Raw genomic sequence first — 24,861 nt, forward strand, 5'->3', positions numbered from 1 at the left:
GGACCGATGGTCATCGACATCGACGGAACCCCGAAAGGCACACAGCCGCCACCGGCACCGGCCTCGGAGGGCAGAACACGGCGGGACGTGACCCGCGGACTGCGCGCCGGCGCGCTCGCCGCGGCCCTGGCACCGCTGCTCGCCGCCTTCCGCGCACCGCGCCCCACGCCCGGGAAGGCCCCCGGCCGCGCCTCCTTCGACCGGACGCACCGGGGCCGCCGCATCCAGGGGACGCGGGCCGCGGACGGCCACTGGCACGTCACCGTGGACGGCCGCCCCCTGCACCTGATGCGCCGGGCCGACGGCACCTGGCTGAGCATGGTCGACCACTACTGCTCCTACCCCACACCGCTCGACGCCGCCCGCGCCGCCGTGGACGCCCTCGCCCCCGGCGAGCGGCTGCGCGACGCGGGCGAGGAACCGCGGCACGAGCACAGGGGAGGCCTCCATGGCGTACGTGCGTAAGGACGCCGCCACCCTCACGGCGACCGAGAAGCGCCGGTTCGTGAACGCGCTGCTCGAGGTCAAGCGGCGGGGCGAGTACGACGAGTTCGTGCGCACGCACATCGCGTACTACGCCTCCGACGGCGAGCGCGGACTGCGCACCGCCCACATGGCACCCTCCTTCCTGCCCTGGCACCGCCGGTTCCTGCTCGACCTGGAGGAGGCCCTGCGCCGGGTGGACTCCTCGGTGACCCTCCCGTACTGGGACTGGACCCGCGACCGCACGGCCCGCTCCGCGCCGTGGACCGCGGACCTGCTCGGCGGCAACGGGCGCCGCTCCGACCGCCAGGTGACGACGGGTCCGTTCGCGTACCGGGAAGGGAAATGGACGATCCGGGTGAACGTGACCGAGGGGGAGTTCCTCACCCGGGACCTCGGCCGCCGGGCCGACCCGCTCGACCTGCCGGGGAAGCGCGATCTGGAGTGGGCGCTGAAGGAGTCCGCCTACGACGTGGCGCCCTGGGACTCGACGGTCACGCGGGGCTTCCGCAACCGGCTGGAGGGCTGGGGCACCGGCCGGGGCAGCGTCTCGTGGCGCAACCACAACCGGGTGCACCGCTGGGTCGGCGGGATCATGCTCTCCGCCGCCTCCGTCAACGACCCCGTCTTCTGGCTCCACCACGCCTTCGTCGACCTGCAGTGGTACCGCTGGCAGCGCAGGCACGACGGGGCCCGCTACCGGCCCGCGACCGCGCCGGGCTCCGGCGACGAGCAGCACGGCCGGATCGTGTCCCGCCACGAGAGGCTGCCGCCGTGGGACGTGACCCCCGGGGAGCTGGAGGACGTCAGCGCGACGTACCGCTACGCGTGACACGACCCGTCCACGTCTCCCGTTCGGCCATCTGATACCCCCTCGCACCGCGCTGACCTGCAACTTCGCAGGGAACTTACGCAATTGGGCGTTTCGATTGCGAAACGCCTCAAAGTGTCACCTATAGTCATGACTGTTGGTGAACAGCCCATAACGGACTGTGCCGACATGAACGAGAAACGGAGAGGTAATGCGTAAGTTCCAGAAGGCCGCGGTCGTCGCGGCCATGCTCGGCAGTGTTGGTTTCCTCGGCGCCGGCGTCAGCCACGCCGGTGAGGACCCGCACGTCAAGCTGGACAACAAGCAGAGCACGTCGTGCTCGCAGGACGAGGACAACAGCAACGTCGGGCTGAACGTCCTCAACAACGTCCTCAACGACAACGCCATCGCCGTCGGCGCGCTCGGTGGCGTCGCGTCCGCGTCCGCCGACTCCGCCCTGGAGTGCAACGCGGCCTTCGGCCTCGGCGGCTGACGGTCTGTGACCAGCTGATCCAGGCAGGCCCGGGACTGGAGCCCAGGTGCTCGAGTCCCGGGCCTGTTCGGCTTATATGCCGATTCAGGCGTTGGGAACGCCCCTCCGTTCAGTCGTGGAGGGGCGCCCGTTAAGGAAAAGAGCAGATGTTCATTTCGAAGAAGATCGCAGCGACGGTGGGAGCCCTCGGGGGCATCGTGCTCGCTGGTGTCGGTGCCGGTCAGGCCTTCGCCGAGAGCGAGCCCGCCAAGTGCGTTGAGGAAAGCAACGGCAACGTTCGCTGCGTTCAGGTGAGCGAGTACGTGTTCACCAACAAGGACGGGAAGTACCAGGTCGTCAACAAGCAGTCGGTGACCTGCTCGGGCGCAGGTGAGTTGAGCTGCAACAGCTTCGCCACCCTCCCCGCCGAAAAGAAGTCCTGACTTCCCGCCGAGACGGCCGAGGCGTCCTTCCCGCGTCGGCGACCGGCGTGTGAGCCACCCCGCGACGGCCGGGACCCGACATCGGGTCCCGGCCGTCGCGCGTTGCGTGGGTGCCGGACGCGAGAACGCACCTCCCCGGTGACGGCGCCCTCGCGGGGCCCGTGTCACCGGACGGAGGCGGATCCTCAACGGCAGGCCGTCGCGTGGACGGTGTCGGCGCACGGCGACTCGACGGTGCCGCAGTACGGCAGGCCGTCGATGGGGCGGTCGGTGCAGAAGCGGCCGATCAGGTCCGCGGACTCCTGGCTGCGTTCGACCGTGACCAGATGATCCGTCTCCTTGACGGTGGTGAACCGCGCCGAGGGCATCGTCGCGGCGAGTTCACGGCCCATCTCCGGGGTGCACAGGGTGTCGTACTCGCCGGTGAAGACCAGCGAGGGCACGTCGGGCACGGGCAGGGGCTCGTAGCAACCGTGTGTCACGAGCCTCGTGTTGTGCTCGACCGCCTTCCTGAGCTCGTCCGGCGTCTGGTTCATGAACTGCCGGTGGAGGAGGCGCGCCACCGCCGCGTGCCTACGGACCTTGCCGGCGCCCGGGTTCGACATGAACAGCCGGACCAGCCCTTCGGCGGCCCCCTCGATGTCGCCCCGTTCGAGCGCGCGTGACACGCGCGGTACGGCGTCGGTGTAGATGTCGGGAAGGCGGATCGCCGCGCCGCCGAAGACGATGCGCCGGACGGGCTCCGGATGCCGCTGCGCGAAGCGGAGGCCGACGACCTCGCCGAAGCAGCCGCCGAACAGGTTCACCTCGGGCACGTCGATCTCCGTCAGCATGTGCTGGACGGCGTCGGCGAGGAAGTCGATGCCGTAGTGGGCCGGCAGGAAGTCCGAACTGCCGTAACCGGGCAGGTCCACGGTGATCAGCGTGCACAGCGGTGCCAGCCATCTCTCGTGGCTCTGCCAGGAGTACCGGTCCTGTGACGAGCCTCCGAGCAGCAGCAGCGGAGCCGTCCGCGGCGCGTCCTGATGGACGATCCGGCACGTGTACGCGAACCCCTCGAAGGTGAGATCCCGCTCCTCCACGGAGTCCTGGACGGCGGTGACGGCAGTGCGCATGAACGGCTCCGGAAAGGGCGAAAGACAGCGAACCGATCCATGATTACCAGGATCATGGAAAATCCGGTGTAATCACTCCAAGGTGGGCGATCCTGACGACAGGGCTCGCGGACCGGAGTAGGGCAAGGCGCTTGGCCTGGTAGCGATGCGCATCGCGCCGGAAATGAAAAAGACCAGCGTTTCCGCTGGTCAGGAGGTGATTGCGCCCCCGGCAGGACTCGAACCTGCGGCCAAGCGCTTAGAAGGCGCCTGCTCTATCCACTGAGCTACGGGGGCCGGTGTGGTGGCCTGTCGTCGTGGTGCCCGGGTTCGGGCCTGTCCGTGACGTCGCCGGAGACAAGGATAGGGCTCCCGCATCCTTGTCCCTGTTGCCTCGCCTCCGTGGCTCGATGTGGAGGTTCGGTGAAGCGGTCCTGATAATCGCAGGCAGGTACGAATCGTGCACCGCTTTTGGTCCCTCGCGCCACCGGGTGTTGTGCACTCGTTATGCCTGGGGGGTGCGCGCGTCGCGGTCGTCCCTTCCGTCCCTTGTGTCCCGTCGGCGCGCAGGCATACACATATGCTTCAGAATTCCCCTAAAATTGGGCATTCTTCGCATGTGGTGACCTTGGACGTACGGCCCCAGCTGCTCGACGCACTCTCCGCCCTGCGCGACCGTGTCGCCGCCGCACGCTTCCCGCTGCCCCTGGCGGGGGCCGCACGCGCGCGTGCCAACCGCGACGAACTGCTCGCGCAGCTCGACGACTACCTGGTGCCCCGGCTGAGAGACCCCGAAGCGCCCCTGCTGGCCGTCGTCGGAGGATCCACCGGAGCCGGGAAGTCCACCCTGGTGAACTCCCTGGTGGGCCGCCGGGTCAGCGAGGCGGGCGTACTGCGGCCCACGACCCGGACACCGGTGCTCGTCTGCCACCCGGAGGACCACCACTGGTTCAGCGGGATGCGGGTGCTGCCCGACCTCACGCGCGTGTGGGTGCCCCACCACCGGGACCCCGCGGACGACCTGCTCCTGCCCGGCGAGGACCCCGCGCGGGTGCTGCACGTCGAGACCGCCGACACCCTGCCGCCCGGCCTCGCCCTCCTGGACGCGCCCGACATCGACAGCCTCGTCTCCGACAACCGGGTCCTCGCCGCCGAACTCATCAGCGCCGCGGACATCTGGGTCATGGTCACCACCGCCGCCCGCTACGCCGACGCCGTGCCCTGGCACATGCTGCGCACCGCCAAGGAGTACGACGTCACCCTGGTGACCGTCCTGGACCGCGTACCCCACCAGGTCGTCTCCGAGGTGTCCCGGCAGTACGGCGCCCTGCTCACCAAGGCCGGACTCGGCCACGTACCGCGCTTCACCGTGCCCGAGCTGCCCGAGTCGGCCTGGGGCGGCGGACTGCTGCCCGCCACCGCCGTGGCCTCGCTGCGGACCTGGCTGGTCCACCAGACGCTGGATCCCGCCGCCCGGCAGCACGTGATGGCCCGCACCGCGTACGGCGTCCTCGGCTCCCTCGACACCCGCATGCCCGAACTGGCCGGTGCCGCCGCCGCGCAGTACGCGGCCGCGCTGCGGCTCACCGCCGCCGTCGACGCGGCGTACGACAGCGAGCACGCGCGCGTGCGGGGCCGGCTGCAGGCCGGAGCCGTACTCGCCGGCGACGCGCTCAGACGGTGGCGCGCCTTCCCCCTGGACTGCACCCCGGGCGAACTCCTCGACACCCTGGTGGAGAGCCTGAGCGAGCTGCTGCTGTGCGCCGTCGCCGCCGCCGACGAGCGCGTCGACGACGCCTGGCGGCGCGAGCCCGCGGCGGACGCCCCCGAGCTCGCCGGCCGCGGCGCCGCGCCCGAGAGCGCCGAGCACCGCATCGGGCTGGCCGTACGGCGCTGGCGGCGCGAGCTCGAGGAGTACGCCGAGGACGAGGTGCGGGAGCTGGACCGAAGTGCCGCGCCCGACCCCGAGACGGTCGCCGCGCTGGTCGCCACGGCACTGCTGGGCGGCCGCCGGGCCCGGACCGCCGGGGAGGGGCTCGCCGAGCGGATCGGCGCGCACGGTGCGCTGCGGCTGCGCGACCGGGGCGGACGGCTGCTCGTCGCGCACGTGGACCGTGTCATGCACACCGAACGCGAACGCCGGCTCGCCCCGCTCGACGCGCTCGAGGTGCACGCGGAGCCCCAGGCCGAACTCATCGCCGCGTTGTCCGTACTGCAGAAGGAGAGGTGACCGGTGACCGCCGTCACTGACCAGGACCACACCGAGCACCCCGAGCACCCCGAGCATTCCGACCGCGACGCCGGAGGACCGCCCCGTACGGACACCGCGAGCCCCTGGGACGACGGGCTGATCGCGCGCCGGGTGAACGGGAGCGCCGACGAGGAGCAGTGCGGGCCGGCGGCGGCCCGCACACCCGTGCCGCAGGCCGTGGCCCCGCTCGCGTACGACCCCTGGCTGCGGACGCGGCTCGACGCGCTGCGCGAGCTGGTGGGGCTCTCCCGCACCCGGCTCGACAACCGGACCCTCGCACAGGCGGGCCGGGTCATCGAGGAGTCCACCGCGCGGCGCCGGCTCTCCGGACAGCACACCGTCGTCGCCATCGCGGGTGCCACCGGCAGCGGCAAGTCGCAGCTGTTCAACGCGCTGGCCGGAGTGCCCGTCTCGGAGACCGGCGTACGGCGGCCGACCACCGCCGCGCCCATCGCGTGCAGCTGGAGCGACGGCGCGGCGAGTCTCATCGAACGCCTCGGCATCCCGCCCAGGCTCAGGCGGCGCCCCCTCCAGGCGACCGCGGACGCCGACGAGCGGCTGCGCGGGCTGGTCCTGGTCGACCTGCCCGACCACGACTCGGCGGCCGTCCAGCACCGGGAGCAGGTGGACCGCGTCCTGGGCCTGGTCGACGCGGTCATCTGGGTCGTCGACCCCGAGAAGTACGCCGACGCCATGCTGCACGAGCGCTATCTGCGGCCCATGGCGGCCCACTCGGAGGTCATGTTCGTCGTCCTCAACCAGACCGACCGGCTGCCCGGGGAGGCCGCCGAGCAGGTCCTGGACGATCTGCGGCGGCTGCTCGACGAGGACGGCATCGTCCTGGGGGAGTACGGCGAACCCGGCACGATCGTGCAGGCGCTGTCCGCGCTCACCGGGGACGGGGTCGGCGAACTGCGGGAATCGCTCGCCCGGTTCGTGGCCGAACGCGGAGCCCCGGCCCGGCGGATCTCCGCGGACGTGGACATCGCGGCGGCCCGGCTGTGGCCCGTGTACGCCACCCGGCGGCGCACCGGACTGAGCGAGGAGGCGCGCGAGGAGTTCGCCGACCGGCTCGCGGACGCCGTGGGGGCCACCGCCACGGGCGAGGCGGCCGAACGCGCCTGGCTGCGCAACGCGAACCGCGCGTGCGGCACGCCCTGGCTGCGGCTGTGGCGCTGGTGCCAGGAGCGGGGCGAGCCGTCCACCGGCCGGGTCGCCGCGCGCGGCCGGCCCGACGAGGAGGCGACGGCCCGGCAGCGCGTGGAACAGGCGGTGCGCACGGTGGCCGACCGCGCCTCGGCCGGACTGCCGGCGCCGTGGGCGCTGGCGGTGCGGGAGGCGGCCGTACGCGGCTCCCAGGGCCTGCCGGAGGCGCTGGACGAGCTGGCCGTACGCGCGGGACTGCCGCCGGGGAGGCCGCCGCGGCCCGGGTGGTGGCCGCTGGCCGTACTCGTCCAGGTGTCGATGACGGTGCTTCAGTTCGTCGGCGGACTGTGGCTGCTGGCGCAGATCATCGGGGTCATGGCGCCGAACCTCGGGGTGCCGGTGCTGCTGATGGCGATCGGCATCGTCGGCGGCCCGCTCGTCGAGTGGAGCTGCCGCATGGCGGCCCGGGGGCCCGCCCGGCGGTACGGGCAGGAGGCGGAGAGACGGCTGCGGGAGGCGGCCTCGGGGTGCGGCCGGGCCCGCGTCCTGGATCCGGTGGCGGCGGAGCTGCTGCGGTACCAGGAGGTACGGGAGCAGTACGGGCGGGTCGTGGGGGCGGGGGCGGGGGCCGGCCGGGGCTGAGGCGGAGCGCCCCCTTCGGGTGGCGGGGATGTCCACAGGCCGGCGGTGGTCCACAGCGCTCAGCGGGCCCGGCCCGACGGAGGCAGTCTGGCTTCGCGGCGATCGCGGGACGGTCCGCGGTCGCCCTGCCGGACGGCAGCCGTACGGGACGGGCCCGTGCGCGTATCAGCCCGGCGCCGGTGTCGCCGTGCGCGGCCGGCGGGTCCGGGCGAGGGAGGGAACACGATGAACGAGACGATGGTGTGCGTGGTGGGCAACGTGGCGACGCGGCCGGTGTACCGGGAGACGGTGTCCGGCCCCGCGGCCAGGTTCCGGATCGCGGTCACGTCCCGGTACTGGGACCGGGAGAAGAGCGCCTGGGCGGACGGACACACCAACTTCTTCACGGTGTGGGCGAACCGGCAGCTCGCCACCAACGCGGCGGCGTCGCTGTCGGTGGGCGAGCCGGTGATCGTGCAGGGCCGGCTGAAGGTGCGTACGGAGACGCGCGAGGGGCAGCAGGGGTGGATGTCGGCGGACATCGACGCGGTGTCGATCGGCCACGACCTCGCCCGGGGCACGGCCGCCTTCCGGCGCGCACAGCGACCGGAGCAGGCCTCCGTGCCGGAGCGTCCCGAACCCGACTGGGAGAACGGGACAGAGGATTCGGCGACCGCGGACGGAGCCACGCCCCAACGGCAGCCGGAACCGGCGACGGTGACATGAGGTCAGCGATTCGACCTCGGCACCGACGCTGACCGAACCGACGCTGACCGAACCGAGGCTTATCGGCAGATGCGTACCGGAACATCCTGGGTGGATTTGTCGATAAGCCCTGCTCGCGACGGCTTCCGCGATAACGATTCCGAGTCGGATCACTCCTCCGACGCGATCATCGGCAAGCGCGCATCGCCGCCTCCTTAGGATGCCGGGCATGGCTCCCGGCACTCCCGGGGCCGGTGATTCTGCTGGTGGGACCGTCAGCCCCCCCACGTCAACGGGTCCCGCCCGGGAAGGATTTCGGTGTTTGCTTCGTTCTCCGCGGGGCCCGCGCGCGGACGCGGGTCGGCCCGCCTCGCCGCAGGGGCGCTGGTGTCCGGACTCGTCGCCACAGCCGTACTGGCCGGTGCCGGGACGGTGGCCGCCGCCGACGAGGAGACGGCGCCGGACCACGGCGGGGCGGCCGCGACCATAGGCGGACTCAAGACCTACGGCACGGCAGTGATACACGGCGCAGCCGGGGACCAGCAGGTGTCGGCGGGGTTGTTCGAGATGTCCGTCGAGGGCGGCGGCATGCTGCAGACGTACTGCGTCGACATCCGGACGCCCACGCAGAAGGACGCCAAGTACCACGAGACCGCCTGGAGCGGGACCTCACTGGGCACCAACAAGGACGCCGGCCGGATCCGCTGGATCCTGCGGAACTCCTACCCGCAGGTCAACGACCTCGCGGCACTCGCGAAGAAGGCAGGCGTACGCGGCCGGCTCACCGAGCAGGACGCGGCGGCCGGCACGCAGGTGGCCATCTGGCGGTACTCCGACGACGTCTCCGTGGACGCCGTCGACCCCCAGGCCGAGCAGCTCGCCGACTACCTGCAGAAGAACGCCCGCGACCAGGCGGAGCCGAAGGCGTCGCTGGCCCTGGACCCGCCGGCGGTCTCCGGCCGCCCGGGTGAGCGGATCGGCCCGGTGACGGTGCGCACCGACGCGCGCAGCGTGACCGTCTCCCCGCCGGCGGACGCCACCACGACCGGGGTACGGATCGTGGACAAGGACGGCGAGCCCGTCACCACCGCCACCGACGGCAGCCAGGTCTTCTTCGAGGTGCCCGAGGACGCGGCGGCGGACACCGCCGAGCTGACCGCGCAGGCCTCGACGACGGTGCCGGTCGGCCGCGCCTTCGTCTCCGAGAGCCGGAGCCAGACGCAGATCCTGGCCGGCTCCAGCGAGTCGACGGTCTCGGCGACGGCGAGCGCCACCTGGGCGCTCAAGGGCGCGATACCCGCGCTGTCCGCCCGCGAGAACTGCGCAGAGGGCGGGGTGGACGTCACCGTCGCCAACCAGGACGACGAGCCGTTCACCTTCGAAGTGGCGGGCGCGGAGCACACCGTCGCGGGCGGCGAGTCCCGCACGGTGACGGTCCCGCTGAGCGAGGACCGGCCCTACGACTTCACGGTCACGGGCCCGAACGGCTTCGAGCAGCGCTTCACCGGCATGCTCGACTGCCTCACCCGGGCCGCCGAGATCGGCACCACCACCCACACCCTCACGGGCCCGAGCCCCACCCCCCTGACCGACACCCCCACCGACACCAACCTCGCCGAGACCGGCTCCTCCAGCGCCACCCCGTGGATAGCCGGCACCGCGATCGCCCTGGTCGTCCTCGGCGGAGCGGGCCTGGTCATCACCCGCCGCAGGAACACCCCCTCCGGCGACTGAGACACCCCTGGTGCCCGGAGCAGCTCGATGGGGAACGATCGACGTGTCCGCCGCCTCGTGGTGGACGGGACTGTCTGGTACTGGTCGGTCCGGCAGCGGGTGAGACCCGACTACGCCGACTGCCGGTTGACACTCTCCCTCTTCCCGGAGGTGCCGGCGCAGAACGGTCGCCGCCGATCGTCCTTGGTCTTCGCCCCGGGCCCGAGCGGAATCGTCTCGAACTCGTACTTCGAGGCGGGTACGGTCGTGCGCCTCCCCGACCGCGCCTGGCTCAACCTCTACGAACCGGGAACGGTCCGGCGCCTGCTCGACGCCGCGGCACCTGTTCTGGGGATTCCGTCACCGGTGCGGAATCTCGAAACGGACGGCTGGCCTTACTTCACCGAAGTAGTGGGCCACGCCGACTCCGATACCTGATCCGGATCTCTCGTAGGCGCACGCGAAGGCTCTCACCGCGCTGCGTGAGGCCCTCCTCGCTGCGTGAGGCCTTCGAGGAGCGCGGCTCCCGGTCGCTCCCGTGCCGCTCGGGTGAAGGGAAGCGGCGCCGCCGACCGGGGCGCCCGAGGGGCAGTGGTCGGGCAAGACGGGGCGAGTGCCGGACAACACAGGTGATCTAGGTTGTGTCGATGCAGCCCTTCCCGTCGCCGCGGATACCGGCGAACGAACTCCGGCCCGGTCGTCACTGGTACGCGACGGCGGCCGCGATCTCCGTCGTGCTGATCGTGCTGGGCATGGCCATCGGCGTGTACCGGTTCAAGAACGTGATCGACGCGGTGGACACGGACAACCAGTTCGCCGACGGCGACACCGTCACGCTGCGGCTCGATCCGGAACACGAGAAGGCGATCTGGATCAGGGACCGAGGCCCGTCATTCCGCCAGGCGTGCGACATCACCGGTCCGGGCGACCCCGGTCTCACCGATCCGCGGATCGACGTGTTCCTCACCCGCGACGAGACCTGGAACCCGCTCTACACCATCGACGTGCCGCGGGCAGGCGACTACAAGGTCACCTGTTCCTCTCAAGGAGGGCCGTCCCGGTACGCCATCGGGGACCCCGGAGGCCTCGTCACGCTCGGAGGCTGGCTGATACTGGCCATTCTTCTCCCGGTGCTCGGCATCGGCATCGGCGCCACCGTCGCCCTCGTCACCGCCTTCCGCCGCAGAGGCCACCGCAAGCGGCTGCTCGCCGAACGCCACGGCTGAGGCCGCTCGACCGCGCCCGGTCGAGTTCTGGGCCGTCCCTGGGTCGTGCGAGAGTGCCCGAGGCCGACCGACGGTGACCGACAGTGACAGGCGGGGCTCAGGAGCCATCCGGGAAACCCCAGGTCAGGGGCCCCGCAGCTAACGCGTTTCGTCCCTGGGGTGGCGGTGCGGCAAGATGGGGTGTATCTGCCCACTGCCAGATTTCAAGCTGCCGGACGGTTTCTCTTGGCTGAGTTCATTTACACCATGCGCAAGGCGCGCAAAGCGCACGGCGACAAGGTGATCCTCGACGACGTCACCCTGAGCTTCCTGCCGGGGGCGAAGATCGGTGTCGTCGGTCCGAACGGTGCCGGTAAGTCGACCGTTCTCAAGATCATGGCGGGGCTGGAGCAGCCGTCGAACGGTGACGCCTTCCTCACTCCCGGTTACACCGTGGGCATCCTGCTCCAGGAGCCCCCGCTGAACGAGGACAAGACCGTCCTGGAGAACGTCCAGGAGGGTGTCGCCGAGGTCAAGGGCAAGCTCGACCGGTTCAACGAGATCGCCGAGCAGATGGCGACCGAGTACACCGACGAGCTCATGGACGAGATGGGCAAGCTGCAGGAGCAGCTCGACCACGCCAACGCCTGGGACCTCGACGCCCAGCTCGAGCAGGCCATGGACGCCCTGGGCTGCCCGCCCGGCGACTGGCCGGTCGCCAACCTCTCCGGTGGCGAGAAGCGCCGCGTGGCGCTGTGCAAGCTGCTCCTCGAGGCGCCCGACCTGCTGCTCCTCGACGAGCCCACCAACCACCTCGACGCCGAGTCGGTGAACTGGCTGGAGCAGCACCTCGCCAAGTACGAGGGCACCGTCGTGGCCGTCACCCACGACCGGTACTTCCTGGACAACGTCGCCGGCTGGATCTGCGAGGTCGACCGCGGCCGGCTGCACGGCTACGAGGGCAACTACTCCAAGTACCTGGAGACCAAGGCCGCCCGCCTCAAGGTCGAGGGCGCCAAGGACGCCAAGCGGCAGAAGCGCCTCAAGGAAGAGCTCGAGTGGGTGCGGTCCAACGCCAAGGGGCGGCAGGCCAAGTCCAAGGCGCGTCTGGCCCGGTACGAGGAGATGGCCGCCGAGGCCGACAAGATGCGGAAGCTGGACTTCGAGGAGATCCAGATCCCGCCGGGCCCGCGCCTGGGCAACGTGGTCGTCGAGATCAACAACCTCACCAAGGGCTTCGGCGAGAAGCTCCTCATCGACGACCTCAGCTTCACGCTGCCGCGCAACGGGATCGTCGGCGTCATCGGGCCGAACGGCGCGGGCAAGACCACGCTGTTCAAGATGATCCAGGGGCTGGAGGAGCCGGACTCCGGTTCCATCAAGGTCGGCGAGACCGTCAAGATCTCGTACGTCGACCAGAGCCGCGAGAACATCGACCCCAAGAAGACCCTGTGGGCGGTCGTCTCCGACGAACTCGACTACATCAACGTCGGCCAGGTCGAGATGCCGAGCCGTGCCTATGTCTCGGCCTTCGGGTTCAAGGGCCCGGACCAGCAGAAGCCGGCCGGGGTCCTCTCCGGCGGTGAGCGCAACCGCCTCAACCTCGCGCTCACCCTCAAGCAGGGCGGCAACCTGCTGCTCCTCGACGAGCCGACCAACGACCTCGACGTCGAGACGCTCTCCAGCCTGGAGAACGCCCTCCTGGAGTTCCCCGGGTGCGCCGTGGTCGTCTCCCACGACCGGTGGTTCCTGGACCGGGTCGCCACGCACATCCTCGCCTACGAGGGCGAGTCCAAGTGGTTCTGGTTCGAGGGCAACTTCGAGTCCTACGAGAAGAACAAGGTCGAGCGGCTGGGTGCGGACGCCGCGCGTCCGCACCGCGCCACCTACAAGAAGCTGACCCGGGGCTGATCTCTTGCGGCACATCTACCGCTGCCCGCTGCGCTGGGCGGACATGGACGCGTACGGCCACGTCAACAACGTGGTGTTCCTCCGCTACCTGGAGGAAGCCCGTATCGACTTCCTGTTCCGCCCGGAGAAGGACTTCAAGCAGGGGTCCGTGGTGGCACGCCACGAGATCGACTACAAGCGGCAGCTCGTCCACCGGCACCACCCGGTCGACATCGAGCTGTGGGTCACGGAGATCAGGGCGGCGTCCTTCACCCTCACCTACGAGGTGAAGGACGACGACCTCGTCTACGTCCGCGCGTCGACGGTGATCGTGCCGTTCGACTTCGAGGCGCAGCGTCCGCGCCGGATCACCGCGGAGGAGCGCGAGTTCCTCCAGGAGTACACGGACGACACCGCCGGTGAAGAGGAGGAGGCCGTCGCCGCATGACGGTGCTCCACCTCGCCGACGAGAGGGAGGCCGCGGATCTCGCGGCCTTCCTCTCCCGGCTGCTGCACTACGACCGTTCCGCCGCGGTGCGGTTGCAGGCGGCCGGCACGGCGCTCGCCGTCTTCGGCCGGCCGCCCTCCTTCGAGGTGCTCGCCATCCGCGCCGTACGGCTGGCGAAGCCGTACGAGAACGGGCTGGACGTCATGCTGGACGTGACCGTGTCCGCCGGTGAGCTGCTGGAGTCGGTGGACGAGTCCGCCGCCACGGCCGCCGTGCCGGGCGCGGTGACCGGGCCGCCGTGGGCCGGGGTGCTGCCGCCGCGCGGCGGCTGGCGGGCCGAGCCCGGACTGCCGGCGCCCGGGGAGCTGCGCGGGCTCGTCGCCGCGTCGGTCGCGGAGTTCCGTTCCCGTACGGAGGAGCTGGCGCCCGAGCTGCGTACCAGGGCCGAGCTCGACCGGATCGGGCGGGAGATCTGGTCCCGCACCGTCGCGGAGACCGGGCTTCCGGTGCGGGCGGTGCACGCCGCCCAGTCACTGGGGTTCCTGCGGGGCGGCGAACAGGGACTGTTCTCCTCGGGGGCGTGGCTCCGGCTGCGTACGCCCTACGGGTCGGTCGCCGTGCGCCGGGCGGGCCTCGGGGCGCTGGGCCTCAGCGTGCGCTGAGAGCGGTCCGCGCACCCGCTCACCGTCCCTCGCTGTCGTCCGGGCGGACGGCGATGTGGTCGGGTTCCAGCTCCAGCGCGACACGGTCACGCATGTTCAGCGCCTTCGTGTACTCGGCGGGAAGCTGGAGGCGTCCGGCGCGGTCGAGCATGGCGTACTCGCGGGCGACGACGGTCTCGTGGCCGGTGGCCGCGTCGACCTCGCTGCGGCGCAGCACCTCGGTGGAGGTACGGCCGTCGCGGATGGCGACCGTGCGGCGGACCTCGCCCGCCACCGCCTGGTCATGGGTGACGATCACGATGGTCGTGCCGAGCCGTTCGTTCGCGGTGCGGAACGCGGCGAAGATCTGCTCCGCGGTGTGGGAGTCGAGTTCGCCGGTGGGCTCGTCGGCGAGGAGTACGGAAGGGTCGCCGGCGAGGGCCACGGCGATGGCGACGCGCTGCTGCTGACCGCCGGACATCTGATGCGGGCGGCGGTCGCGGCAGTCCGCCACCTCCAGCAGCTCCAGCAGTTCCAGGGCGCGTTCGGCGCGGGCGCGGCGTCCGGACCGGGCGCGGTTGCCGCGGCGGCCGGCGAGCTGCATCGGCAGGGCGACGTTCTGCGCCGAGGTCAGATAGGGCAGCAGATTGCGGGAGGTCTGCTGCCAGACGAAGCCGACGACCTCACGGCGGTAGGCGAGGCGGTCCCTGGCGGTCATCGTGAGCAGATCACGGCCGGCCACGCGCGCCGCACCGGCCGTGGGGGTGTCCAGGCCGGCCAGGATGTTCATCAGGGTCGACTTGCCGCTGCCGGACGCGCCCACGAGCGCCATCAACTCGCCCTCCCGCACCAGGAGGTCGAGCCCCTGGAGCGCCTGCACCTCCACCCCGTCCGCGGTGAAGACACGGACCAGGCGGTCGCAGGTGATGAGCGCGTCATGGCCGTAGGCCGGGCGGTCGCGGTCGGCGGCGACGCGGCCGGCCAGCTCGGCGAGCGTGGGGTCCGAGGTCATCGGGGGCCTCCTGGGCGGGAGTCGGTCGCCGCGACACCGCACGGGCGGACCCGGCCGCCGTGCGGCCACCCGGGCCCGGGACGGGGGTGGCCGTGCCGTGGCCGTGGTGGCCGGGGTGAGGCGGGAGGGGGTGCGGGCGTGGAGTGGTACGTCGCGGGTGAGGGGCGGGACGTCGAGGGAAGTGCTGCCGGGGAAGGCGTCGGGGAGGGTGCCGGGTGGATCATCGGGCATCGCCCGCCCTCAGCTCCCGCACCGACCCTCTGCGCCCCGTCCACCAGGCCTGCGCCGCCGCGATCCCGACGGTGACGGCCACCACCGCCAGCGCCGGTACCAGCAGGGACACCGGGTCGGTGCGCAGCGCCGCCCGCCCCGCAGGGGACGCGGACGAGGAGACGGCGATGGCCGTCAGATCGATGCCGGGCGACAGCAGCCGGATGGCGGCCCACGCCGTGACGGTGCCGCCGGCCGCCGCGAGCAGCGCCTGCGGCAGGGACTCCAGGACGAGCAGGCGGCGGCCCTGGGCGCGGGTGAGGCCCATGGTGCGCAGCCGGGCCAGCAGCGCGGCGCGTTCGGGCGCGGCGCGCAGCAGGGTCAGCAGCAGGGCGAGCACCGCGTACCCGGCGCCCGCCGCCACCGCCGCCGTGTAGACGCGCTCGGCGCCGGACTGCAGGGGCGAGTCGACGTACCGCGCGAACTGTTCCGCCCGGAGCCACACCTGCGCGGCACCGCCCGCCGCCTCGCGCAGCGCCCCCGCGTCCGGCCGGTCCCCGGTCACCAGCAGCGTGGTCGGGCGGTCGGGGCCGTCGGGCAGCCCGGAGCGGTCCACGACCAGGAAGTCCAGCCCGGCCAGCACCGGGGTCCGCTCCCGCACCTCCACGATCCGTACGGTGATGTCACTGCCGTCCTCCAGGCGCACCCGGAACGGCCGGGTGCCGTAGCGGTCGGCGACCTCCGGGGAGGCCAGGGCGGGCAGGGCACCGGCACCGGACGCCTTCAGCACCTCCGGATCGAAGGCGCCGATGTCCGTGTGCCGGCTGAGGGCCGCGTAACCGGCCGGGTCGACCCCGGCCACCGGCACGGTCAGCCGGCCACCCGGGGGCATGCCCTCGTAGGAGACGCTCACGGCGGTGACGTCCCGGACGCCGGGTGCGCGCCGGACCCGCTCGGCGAGCCCCGACGGCAACGGCTGCATCCCCTCGACACGGGCGTCGGCGCCGACGCCGAGGACGGCCGCGCGGTCCCGGGCGTCGGCCACACCGGTGAGGACGGAACCACCGAACGCGGCCGTGGTCAGCGCCGTCAGCAGGGCGAGCAGCGGCAGCACCGCGGACCCGGACGTACGGCCCGCGCGGGCCAGCGACAGCGGACCCACCACACCCCGCAGCCGCCCGGCCGGACGGGCCAGCCCGCGCAACGGCAGCGGGTACAGCCGCACCAGCACCAGCGCGGCGATCATCCCCACCAGCACCGGGGCCAGCGACACCAGCCCGTCCCCGGACGCCTCCTCGCCGTCCGGCGTACCGCGCGTGCGCAGCGCCACGACAGCGCCCGCCGCCAGCGTGAGCAGCGTGAGCTCGGCGACCGTGCGACGCCGTGACGGGCGGGCCGAGGCGAGGTCGTCACGGGCGGTGTGCACCCGTACCGCGCGGTGTGCGGCGACGGCCCGCAGCGGCAGCGCCACGGAGGCCAGCAGGGCGACGGCACCGGCGGCGGCCACGGCGTACGACGGCCGGCCCCCGTCGACCGTGAGCCGGGCGGCGGCCAGGCCCAGGGCGGCGGCCGGCACGGCGAGCACCGCCGTCTCCGCCAGCAGCCGCCCGGTGAGACCGCGCAGGGAGGCGCCGCGGGCACGCAGCAGGGTCAGCTCGGCGCGGCGCCGGTCGGCGGCGAGACCGCCCGCCATCAGCAGGACGACGGCCGCGACCGTGCCGGTGCCGAAGGCGGCGACGGCCACCAGGGGGCCGATGACGGAACGCAGCCCGGTGTACCCGGCGAACACCTCGTCGAGCGAGGTCTCCGCTTCCACGGTCGGCGCGGCGACCGCACGGGCCCGCTGGAGCAGCGGGCCCGCTTCCAGGGAGGCGACGGCCGACGTCAGCCGCGGCAGGTCGTAGCCGTGCAGGGCGGACACCTCGGGGGCCAGCATCCAGTACCGCTCCGGGATCCCGCCCGTGCCCAGCAGCGCCGGGGCCGCGTCCGGGGGCAGCAGCAGCGCGCCGACCCAGAACACGCTGCGCGACGGATCGCCGGGCACGGTCATCAGGTTCGGGCCGCGCAGCACGGGGGTCGTCGACCAGTACGCCTGACGCGGCGCACGCGGTTCGACGACACCGGTGACCCGCACCGCGAGCGGGGCGCGCTCCACACCGGGCACGTGGACGACCGACCCCACCTCGATGTTCAGTTTCCGGGCCGTCTCGGCGGTGACGGCGGCCTCGACCGCCGTCGTCGACGCGGTGACGTCGTCCGGGGCCTTCGGCAGCCGGCCCTCCCGCAGCCGGGAGTGGCCGGCGAGCCCGCTCGGGGCGACGAGGTGGAACTGCGGGGCGAGCCCGTCCGGCCGGGACAGATACGGGTCCGGGGCCGCCAGCCGCCGGGTGGTGCGCACACCGTAGGACGACTGGTCCGGGTCGAGCGGGAGGGAACGGCCGGGCAGCGCGAAGAGCTTCGCGTAGGGGCCGCGCACGGCGTCCTCGCGCAGCTGCTCCTCCCACGTTTCGAGGGGTACGACGCCGTCGGGCCGGGAGGCGTACAGCTGGACGGTGGTGCGGCCGGGCCCGGCCACCTCCACCGACCGGCGCAGCCCCGCGTCGCCGTACCGGTCGACCGCGAGCGGCAGCGCGGCGGCCAGGAACGCGGTCACCGCGACCAGCACCGCGAGCGCCGCAGCCGCACCGGGCGCCGACCGCAACCGGGTACGCACCCAGGGCACGCCCACCCGCACCCCTCCCGGATTCCGCTCGCTCACGTCACTCGCCTCCCGTTCTGGCAGGGGTACGGCCGTGCTGGGCGGCGGTGGTGAGGAGTGCCGGGCTGTCGCGGCGCCGGGTGTGCGTGGTCGGGGCGCCCGTCCTCGATCGCCTCCCCGTTTCCGCGGCGGTACGGCCGTGCTGGGTGACGGTGGTGAGGAGTGCCGGGCTGTCGCGGCGCCGGGTGTGCGTGGTCGGGGCGCCCATCCTCACTCGCCTCCCCGTTCCCGCAGTGACGTCACCGGGTCCGCCCTGCGCAGGGCCAGTACGGCCGTGATCAGCAGGGGGGCCGCGGCCACGGCGGCCAGGAGGGCGGCCACCCGGGCGGGGGGCAGTTCCACCAGGACCCCGGGGACCGGGCGGGTGGCCTCCGTGGTCAGCATGATCAGGGGGATCACCGCACGGGCCAGCACCGCGCCGAGCAGGACGCCCACCGCCAGCGCCAGACCGACCAGCACCCCCTGCTCGACGAGCACCACCCGGGCCAGCCGCCGCCGGGAGGCGCCGAGCGCGCGCAGCACCGCGAACTCGGCGGACCGTTCCCGCAGCGACCCCGCCGCACTCACCGCGAACCCGACCGCCGTCAGCGCCGCCGCCGCGAGGGCCGCCGCCCCGAACGCGGTGCCCGGCCCGGCGCCGAACGGGTCGTCGCGCAGCTCCTCGGCGATCTCGTCCCGCACCACCACCCGGGACGGATCGATGTCGGGCCGGCCGCGCAGCGCCTCCGCCACCCGCGCCGACGCGCCCGGCGCGGTCGCCAGCCACCACTCGTTCGGCAGCACGCTCTCCCCCTGGCGCGCCTGGATCATCCGGTTGACGGACCGCAGGTCGACGAGCAGGGCCCCGCCGTCGTCCTTCCCGCCGACCGGCGTGGACGGCAGTTCCCGCACCGCCCGCACGAGCCGCAGCGGCACGGTGACCCCGCCGATCCGCACGTCCACCCGCTGCCCCGCCCGCGCGCCCGTGGAGGCGAGGTAGCGGTCCGTCGCCACGGCGGTGACCTCGGACGACGACGGCTGCGGCACCTGGAGGCCGATGGTGAGCGGCGAGGGCCGCCAGGCCAGGTCCGCCGGGAGGTAGCCGGTGCCGTAGACGACGGTCGTCGGGTCGCCGGAGACCACGCGGGGCTGGTCAGGGCCGGTGTCCCCACCGGGGGAGGACACCGCGTCACCGGCACGGACGGACAGCTTCCACTCGTCCGGCAGCGACAGCTCCCGCTCCCGGCCGCCGGTGTCCGTGGCGGTCAGCGCCGCCAGGGTGAGGCGGTGCCGCTCGGCCTTCCCGACCGGCTGGACCAGCTCCAGCCGGAGCCCGGTCAGCGTCAGCGCGCCCATCGGCGCCTCGGTGACCGCCGCGAGGTCGAAGGCGAGGTCGTGGGGGCGCCCGTCGGCGGGCAGCCCGCCGAGGCCGAGCGTGTACGGGGTGCCGTAGGAGTCCTCCACGGTGGCACTGACGTCGACCGAGGCCGCCGCGTCCGCGCCCCGCAGCGCCGCCGTCAGCGCCAGCCGCGCGGTGCCCGCCGGTACGCGGACGCCCGCCGCGGCGCCCTTCGGCGGCAGCTCGGACACCATCGCCGGCACCGGCACCGGTGCCAGGTCGGAGCGCATCAGCACCGTGTCCGCCGCGTGCGCGGTGTCCAGCGCCAGCACGGTCGCCGTCCGCCCGCCGGACAGCGGCACGGTCGTACGGAAGGCGGGAGCGGACGCGCGTACGCCGGACACGGCCGCGTACGCCTGACCGCGGCCGAACACGTCCTCCCCGGTGGCCAGGACCCGCACCGGCGCACCGGCGCGGAAGTCCGCCTGCTCGTCCTGCGAGCGTTCCCACGAGGAGCCCTGGCCGATCGCCAGCATGCCCAGCGCCACGGCGAGCACCAGCAGCAGCACCGGGCCGGCCCCGCGCATCGGGCGACGGCTGAACTGCCAGCCCGCCAGCGCCCCCGGCAGCCCCCGGCCGCGGGCCGCCCACCGCTCGGCCAGCCGCGCCACCGGCGGCAGCAGCCGCAGCGTCAGCACCGTACCGGCGAGCAGCGCCAGCGCCGGGGTGACCACGAGCAGTGGATCGACGCCGAGGTCCTCGCCGACGGCACCGGAGGGCCGGCGGCTCAGCCGCCAGTACGCCACACCGGCCACCACCAGCAGACCCACGTCCGCGCCCGCGCGCACCACGCCCGGCAGCGGCCTGGCACGGCCGGCCGTGAAGGAGGAGACGAGCGCCGGGACCGTGACGGCCAGCGCGCAGCCCAGCGCCACGCCCGCCGCCACCAGCCACACCGCGCCGCGTCCGGCGACCGCGCCGACGGAGGCGTCCAGGCGCAGCCCGATCCGGGCCAGCGCGCCCTGCCCGGCGAGCAGCCGGACGAGCGGTCCCGCGAGCAGCGGGGCGCAGGCCGCCGCGGGCACGGCCAGCAGCAGCGCCTCCAGGGCGGCGAGCCGGGCCACCTGGGCGCGGGAGGCGCCGCGGGCCCGCAGCAGCAGGGTCTCGGCCGCGCGTTCGGCGCTCAGCAGCCGGGCCACCAGCAGCAGGGCGCACGCGGCGAGGAGGGCGAGCTGGAGCGCGATGACCAGCAGTGTGGAGCGGGAGACGAGCAGGGAGCGCTCGATGCGGTCCAGCGCGGCGGGCAGCTCGCTCGTGGCGGTCGCCGTGCCGTCCAGCGCCTCGGCCTCGGGCAGGTCGGCGACGCCCTCGCGCACCGCCTCGCGCAGCGCGTCGATCCGCTCGGTCGTCACCGCCGAGAAGTCGGCCGACGCCAGCCATCCCGAGGGGCCCGTGCTGACCTTGTCCCCGGCTCCGGTGAACAGGGTGGGGTCGGCGAGCAGGGGGCCGTACGTCGTGAAGTGTCCCTTGACGATCCCGCGGCCGTTCAGGTCGTCCAGCTGCCAGTAGGGCGCGGCGGTGTCCACGGGCCGGTACAGGCCGGTGATCCGGACCGTCGCCGGCGGCCCGTCGAGCCGGTTGTCCAGGGTGAGGCGGGCGCCCGGCTCCAGGGCGAGGGCGCGGGCGGCGGTCTCCGGGAGAGCGGCCTCGATCTCCGCACCGGTGCTTTCCGCGGGCATCCGGCCCTCGCTGATCCGCACCTGGGTGCGGTCCAGTGCGGCGAAGTGCGTGAGGTCGGGTTCGTCCGTCTTCGCGCGTTCGTCCGGGGGGCGGAGGGAGCCGGGGAGGGCGTACGGGCCGGAGCGGGTGAGGGTGCGCAGCGTCACCGGCAGTCCGTCGAAGGCCTCGCGGGCGCCTTCGCGTACGGCGGTGTCGGCGGCGGTGCGGCCGGCCGCCGGGACGGTTTCGGCCTTGACGGTGAGTGTGGTGTCGGCGGCGTCGCGGGGGGCCGTCAGGGCGTGGCGCAGGGAGGCGTCGCCGATGGTGGTGGAGTAGGCGGTGAGGGTGGCGAGGACGGCTGTGGTGAGGAGGACGGTGAGGAGGGCGGCTGCGAGGAGGGGTTTGTGCGCGTGTGCGCGGGCGAGTGTGAATTTCGCCGAGTCCCCTGCGGATGGCACCGCAACCCCCCGTGGTTGTCCGGACCTTCGGGTGATGTTGTCAGAGGGGGTGGGGTGGGGGTAACCGTTCGGGGGGTGGGTTTGATCGGATCGTGATCGGAAATCGGGGACGGGGCACCGGAATGCGATCGGGGGAGGGAGGGTTTTCTTCGCCCCCGCGGCCCCTTCCCGTCCCGACCCGGGGCTCCGTTCCGGACCCCGCTCCTCGAACTCCCCCAGAGGGGCTGTCCGGAAGGGGCCGTGTCGTCAGTCCGGGGAGTTGATCATCGATGCCGCCGCGTACGTCATGTACTTCCACAACGTCTGTTCGTGTTCCTCGGGCAGGCCCAGTTCGTCGACGGCGTCGCGCATGTGCTTCAGCCATGCGTCGTGTGCCGCCCGGTCGACCTTGAACGGGACGTGGCGCATCCGCAGCCGCGGGTGACCGCGGTTCTCGCTGTAGGTGGTCGGGCCGCCCCAGTACTGCATGAGGAACAGCACGAGCCGCTCCTCGGCCGGACCCAGGTCCTCCTCGGGGTACATGGGCCGCAGCAGTGGATCGTCGGCCACCCCCACGTAGAAACGGTGGACGAGCCGGCGGAAGGTCTCCTCCCCGCCGACCTGCTCGTAGAAGGTCTGCTCCTGAAGCGTGCCGCGCCGAATCTCTGTCACGCCGTCCATGGTCTCAGACGCGCCGGCATAGGACTTGAGGCCTAGGACCGCCCTACTGTGGAGACGTGGGTGGACAGGACCGTGAGATGCGGGCCGCGCTCGTGCGGGAGATCGGTGCGAGCGGGGCCTTCGACGCCGACCCGGTGTGGCGGGAGGCGTTCGCCGCCGTGCCGCGCCACCTGTTCGTGCCGTACTACTACGTGGGCGTCGTCGGCGGCTACGAACGCCGGTGGGGCGAGAACCCCGTCCCCGAGGCGCGCGAGCGGTGGCTGCGCGGCGCGTACGAGGACACCCCGCTGGCGATCCGGCTGCGCGACGGCGAGCTGCTCTCCTCCAGCAGCCAGCCCTCCCTCATGGCGCTGATGCTGGCCGGCCTGGAGGTGCGGGACGGGCAGAGCGTGCTGGAGATCGGCACCGGCAGCGGGTACAACGCCGCCCTGCTCGCCCACCGGCTCGGCGACGACGACCTGGTCACCACGGTCGACCTCGACCCGGACATCACCGAGTCGGCCGCCCGGCACCTGGCCGCCGCCGGGCACCGTCCGGCCGTCGTCACCGGCGACGGCGCGCGCGGGGTGCCCGCACGCGCCCCCTTCGACCGGATCATCGCGACCTGCGCCCTGCCGTCCGTCCCGCGCGCCTGGCTCGCCCAGTGCCGTCCGGGCGGCCGGATCCTCGCCCCGTTCGCCACCGGCCTGGTCGCGCTCACCGTGCGCGACGCGGGTCACGCCGAGGGGCGCTTCCTGCACACGCCCGCCTACTTCGTCCCGCTGCGCGGCGCGAACCGCTCGTGGCAGGAGCAGCCCGATCTGGAAGGGCTGCCGGCCGTCGCCCGGGGAAGCGATCTGTTCCGGTTCCTGCTGGCGCTGACCGCCGGTGCCCTCGAACCGCGGGAGGCGTACGACCTCTGGGAGCGCGAAGGCAGGCCGCAGCGCGAACGCTACGGCCTCACCGTCGACACCGAGGGCGACCGAGCCTGGCTGGACGACCCCGAAGGGCCGCACGCCTGGCCGGTGCCCGCCGCCTAGGGCCGTGCTCAGCCCCGGCGGATGGTGATCGTCGTCCAGGCGCCCACGTGCACCTGGTCGCCGTCCTGGAGCGGGACCGGGACGAACGGCTGGATCGGCTCGTCCGAGCCGTTGACCGTCGTGCCGTTCGTCGAGTTCTGGTCGACGACCGCCCACGTGCCGTCCGGCTGCTGCACCAGCACCGCGTGCTGGTGGGAGACGCCCGGGTCCTCCGGCGGGGTCGACAGATCGATGTCGGGGGTGTCGCCGGTGGAGTGGCGACGGCGCCCGATGGTGATCTGGTTGCCGGTGAGCGTGCGCTGCTGCTCGGGCGAGTACGCGGGCAGGTTCAGGCCCGCGGCCTCGGGGCCGGAGCGCTGCATCATCGCCATGAAGTACTCGCGGTCCGGACCGATGGTCGCGGTCCAGGTCGCCGGTCCCTGCGGCGGACGGGGCTGCTGCGGGAAGCCGCCGGGTCCGGGCGGCGCCTGGGTGGCACCGGGCTGCGGGTAGCCGTAACCGCCGCGCTGACCGGGGCCGTTCGGACCGCCGGGACCGGGACCGGAACCGGGGCCGGGGCCGCCGGGACCGCCGGTCGGCGGGGAGATCACCCAGTCGTCGTCACCGCCGCCGAAGGGCGGCCCGCCCGGCTGGGGGCGGCCGGTCTCCTGCGGGAATCCGGGCGGGGCCGACGATCCGGGCTGGAACGCCTGCGGAGCACCGGGTCCGTTCGGTCCGCCGGGGCCTCCAGGGCCGCCGGGACCACTGAAACCGCCGGGCCCGTTCGGTCCGCCAGGACCACCCGGACCGTTCGGACCACCGGGTCCACCCGGACCACCGGGTCCACCCGGACCGTTCGGACCACCGGGTCCACCCGGACCGTTCGGTCCGCCAGGACCACCGAAGCCGCCAGGACCGCCGGGACCGTTAGGCCCACCGGGTCCACCGGGCCCGTTCGGGCCGCCGGGTCCACCGGGACCGTTCGGTCCGCCGGGACCACCGAAGCCGCCAGGGCCGCCGGGCCCGCCGGGACCGTTAGGCCTTGGCGGCCCATCGGGACCACCGAAGCCGCCGGGGCCGTTCGGTCCACCGGGCCCGTTCGGGCCGCCAGGTCGACCAGGTCCGTCAGGACCACCGAAGCCGCCGGGGCCGCCGGGGCCGTTCGGTCCGCCGGGGCCTCCAGGGCCGCCGGGACCACCGAAGCCGCCGGATCCGTTCGGACCGCCCGGACCCCCGGGCCCGCCCGGGCCCGGAGGCGGCGGTACCGGTCGTGAGGGGTCGCCGCCGAAGCCGGGCGGGCCCGGGGGGATCGGTTCGGCGGGGCGGTTCATCTGGGAGGGGCGTGAGCCCTGATAGTCGTACGAGTCACCGCCGCCGTACGACGGCCCGCCGGGCGGCTGCTGGAAGGGGCCGCCCGGACCCGGGCCGGGGGCCGGCGGACGCGGGGCGGCCGGGGTGTACGAGGTCGCCGTGTTCGTCAGGAAGTTCCACCGGCACTCCTCGCAGAACGGCGCCGCGCCCTCGCGCGGCGTACGGCACTGCGGGCACAGCTCGGTCCGGCCGCCGCCGAAACCACCGGGGCCGCCAGGACCGCCGGCGGGGCCGCCGGGCGGCGGGAAGCCGTAACCGCCGCCACCGGGTGCGGGCGGCGGGGGAGGAGGTGGGGGCACGGCACCCGCCATGCGGTGACCGCACACCTCGCACCAGTCGTCGGAACCCGACTGGTGTCCGTTCGGGCAGGTCGGCATGTCGGCGCTTCCCCCTCTCCTTGTCCGGCCGGTTCCGGCCGGTTTCTCCCACCCCGA

21 protein-coding genes and 1 tRNA gene are annotated in these 24,861 nt (G+C 73.4%); 14 read left to right on the forward strand and 8 right to left on the reverse strand.

The window, feature by feature from the left end:
- Window positions 1-6 precede the first annotated feature (6 nt).
- From AMK33_RS06800 to AMK33_RS06815, 4 genes are all read left to right on the forward strand, one after another.
- Complete coding sequence (locus tag AMK33_RS06800) at window positions 7-465, forward strand: tyrosinase family oxidase copper chaperone (RefSeq protein WP_073931818.1); 459 nt, start codon at window positions 7-9, stop codon at window positions 463-465.
- Window positions 449-1,315 (forward strand): tyrosinase family protein, encoded by an 867-nt coding sequence (locus AMK33_RS06805; RefSeq protein ID WP_073931819.1) that lies wholly within the window; start codon window positions 449-451, stop codon window positions 1,313-1,315. The genes AMK33_RS06800 and AMK33_RS06805 overlap by 17 nt, the downstream gene beginning before the upstream one ends.
- 190 nt (window positions 1,316-1,505) lie before the next feature.
- Window positions 1,506-1,787, forward strand: a complete 282-nt coding sequence (locus AMK33_RS06810; RefSeq protein WP_073931820.1) for a hypothetical protein — start codon at window positions 1,506-1,508, stop codon at window positions 1,785-1,787.
- Between the two features lie 146 nt (window positions 1,788-1,933).
- A complete protein-coding gene (locus tag AMK33_RS06815) occupies window positions 1,934-2,209 on the forward strand; it encodes a hypothetical protein (protein ID WP_073931821.1) in 276 nt (91 codons plus the stop codon).
- Between the two features lie 185 nt (window positions 2,210-2,394).
- Here the strand turns inward: AMK33_RS06815 and AMK33_RS06820 are convergent, their stop codons facing one another.
- On the reverse strand, window positions 2,395-3,324 hold the full coding sequence (locus AMK33_RS06820) for an alpha/beta fold hydrolase (protein WP_073931822.1): 930 nt from the start codon (window positions 3,322-3,324) through the stop codon (window positions 2,395-2,397).
- 203 nt (window positions 3,325-3,527) lie between these two features.
- Window positions 3,528-3,600 (reverse strand) — tRNA-Arg (locus AMK33_RS06825).
- A gap of 322 nt (window positions 3,601-3,922) precedes the next feature.
- On the opposite strand from AMK33_RS06825, the gene AMK33_RS06830 reads away from it, so the two are divergent.
- From AMK33_RS06830 to AMK33_RS06870, 9 genes are all read left to right on the forward strand, one after another.
- Complete coding sequence (locus AMK33_RS06830; protein WP_073931823.1) at window positions 3,923-5,533, forward strand: dynamin family protein; 1,611 nt, start codon at window positions 3,923-3,925, stop codon at window positions 5,531-5,533.
- Window positions 5,534-5,536: 3 nt separating this feature from the next.
- Window positions 5,537-7,342 carry a YfjP family GTPase gene (locus AMK33_RS06835; RefSeq protein ID WP_073931824.1) on the forward strand — a complete coding sequence of 602 codons (1,806 nt, stop codon included), beginning with the start codon at window positions 5,537-5,539 and terminating at the stop codon, window positions 7,340-7,342.
- A 225-nt stretch (window positions 7,343-7,567) separates the two neighbouring features.
- The gene (locus AMK33_RS06840) at window positions 7,568-8,047 is read left to right on the forward strand and encodes a single-stranded DNA-binding protein (RefSeq protein ID WP_073931825.1); all 480 of its coding nucleotides are present in this window, start codon (window positions 7,568-7,570) and stop codon (window positions 8,045-8,047) included.
- Between the two features lie 297 nt (window positions 8,048-8,344).
- The gene (locus AMK33_RS06845; RefSeq protein ID WP_073931826.1) at window positions 8,345-9,760 is read left to right on the forward strand and encodes a Cys-Gln thioester bond-forming surface protein; all 1,416 of its coding nucleotides are present in this window, start codon (window positions 8,345-8,347) and stop codon (window positions 9,758-9,760) included.
- Window positions 9,761-9,886: 126 nt separating this feature from the next.
- On the forward strand, window positions 9,887-10,177 hold the full coding sequence (locus AMK33_RS06850; protein WP_235618000.1) for a hypothetical protein: 291 nt from the start codon (window positions 9,887-9,889) through the stop codon (window positions 10,175-10,177).
- Between the two features lie 209 nt (window positions 10,178-10,386).
- On the forward strand, window positions 10,387-10,965 hold the full coding sequence (locus AMK33_RS06855; RefSeq protein ID WP_143203809.1) for a hypothetical protein: 579 nt from the start codon (window positions 10,387-10,389) through the stop codon (window positions 10,963-10,965).
- Window positions 10,966-11,190: 225 nt separating this feature from the next.
- Window positions 11,191-12,855, forward strand: coding sequence for an energy-dependent translational throttle protein EttA (gene ettA / locus AMK33_RS06860; RefSeq protein WP_073931829.1), 1,665 nt, complete (start codon window positions 11,191-11,193; stop codon window positions 12,853-12,855).
- A gap of 4 nt (window positions 12,856-12,859) precedes the next feature.
- A complete protein-coding gene (locus AMK33_RS06865) occupies window positions 12,860-13,282 on the forward strand; it encodes an acyl-CoA thioesterase (protein WP_073931830.1) in 423 nt (140 codons plus the stop codon).
- Window positions 13,279-13,944: a hypothetical protein gene (locus AMK33_RS06870; RefSeq protein WP_073931831.1), complete on the forward strand. Its 666-nt coding sequence runs from the start codon at window positions 13,279-13,281 to the stop codon at window positions 13,942-13,944. Before AMK33_RS06865 ends, AMK33_RS06870 begins: the two co-directional genes overlap by 4 nt.
- Before the next feature lie 19 nt (window positions 13,945-13,963).
- On the opposite strand, the gene AMK33_RS06875 is transcribed toward AMK33_RS06870, so the two are convergent.
- The 5 genes from AMK33_RS06875 to AMK33_RS06895 form a co-directional block, all read right to left on the reverse strand.
- Window positions 13,964-14,935 (reverse strand): ABC transporter ATP-binding protein, encoded by a 972-nt coding sequence (locus tag AMK33_RS06875; RefSeq protein WP_073931832.1) that lies wholly within the window; start codon window positions 14,933-14,935, stop codon window positions 13,964-13,966.
- Window positions 14,936-15,155: 220 nt separating this feature from the next.
- The gene (locus tag AMK33_RS06880; protein ID WP_073931833.1) at window positions 15,156-17,903 is read right to left on the reverse strand and encodes an ABC transporter permease; all 2,748 of its coding nucleotides are present in this window, start codon (window positions 17,901-17,903) and stop codon (window positions 15,156-15,158) included.
- 1 nt (window position 17,904) lies between these two features.
- On the reverse strand, window positions 17,905-18,111 hold the full coding sequence (locus tag AMK33_RS42125; protein ID WP_073931834.1) for a hypothetical protein: 207 nt from the start codon (window positions 18,109-18,111) through the stop codon (window positions 17,905-17,907).
- A gap of 2 nt (window positions 18,112-18,113) precedes the next feature.
- A complete protein-coding gene (locus AMK33_RS06890; protein ID WP_073931835.1) occupies window positions 18,114-21,398 on the reverse strand; it encodes an FtsX-like permease family protein in 3,285 nt (1,094 codons plus the stop codon).
- A gap of 246 nt (window positions 21,399-21,644) precedes the next feature.
- Window positions 21,645-22,058, reverse strand: coding sequence for a globin (locus tag AMK33_RS06895; RefSeq protein ID WP_073931836.1), 414 nt, complete (start codon window positions 22,056-22,058; stop codon window positions 21,645-21,647).
- A gap of 77 nt (window positions 22,059-22,135) precedes the next feature.
- Here AMK33_RS06895 and AMK33_RS06900 point away from each other — a divergent pair, with 77 nt between their 5' ends.
- Window positions 22,136-23,077 (forward strand): methyltransferase domain-containing protein, encoded by a 942-nt coding sequence (locus AMK33_RS06900; RefSeq protein ID WP_073931837.1) that lies wholly within the window; start codon window positions 22,136-22,138, stop codon window positions 23,075-23,077.
- An 8-nt stretch (window positions 23,078-23,085) separates the two neighbouring features.
- On the opposite strand, the gene AMK33_RS06905 is transcribed toward AMK33_RS06900, so the two are convergent.
- Window positions 23,086-24,804 (reverse strand): FHA domain-containing protein, encoded by a 1,719-nt coding sequence (locus AMK33_RS06905; RefSeq protein ID WP_073931838.1) that lies wholly within the window; start codon window positions 24,802-24,804, stop codon window positions 23,086-23,088.
- Window positions 24,805-24,861 lie beyond the last annotated feature (57 nt).

It is taken from the genome of Streptomyces sp. CB02400, assembly GCF_001905725.1.
GTDB classification, from domain to species: Bacteria; Actinomycetota; Actinomycetes; order Streptomycetales; family Streptomycetaceae; genus Streptomyces; species Streptomyces atrovirens.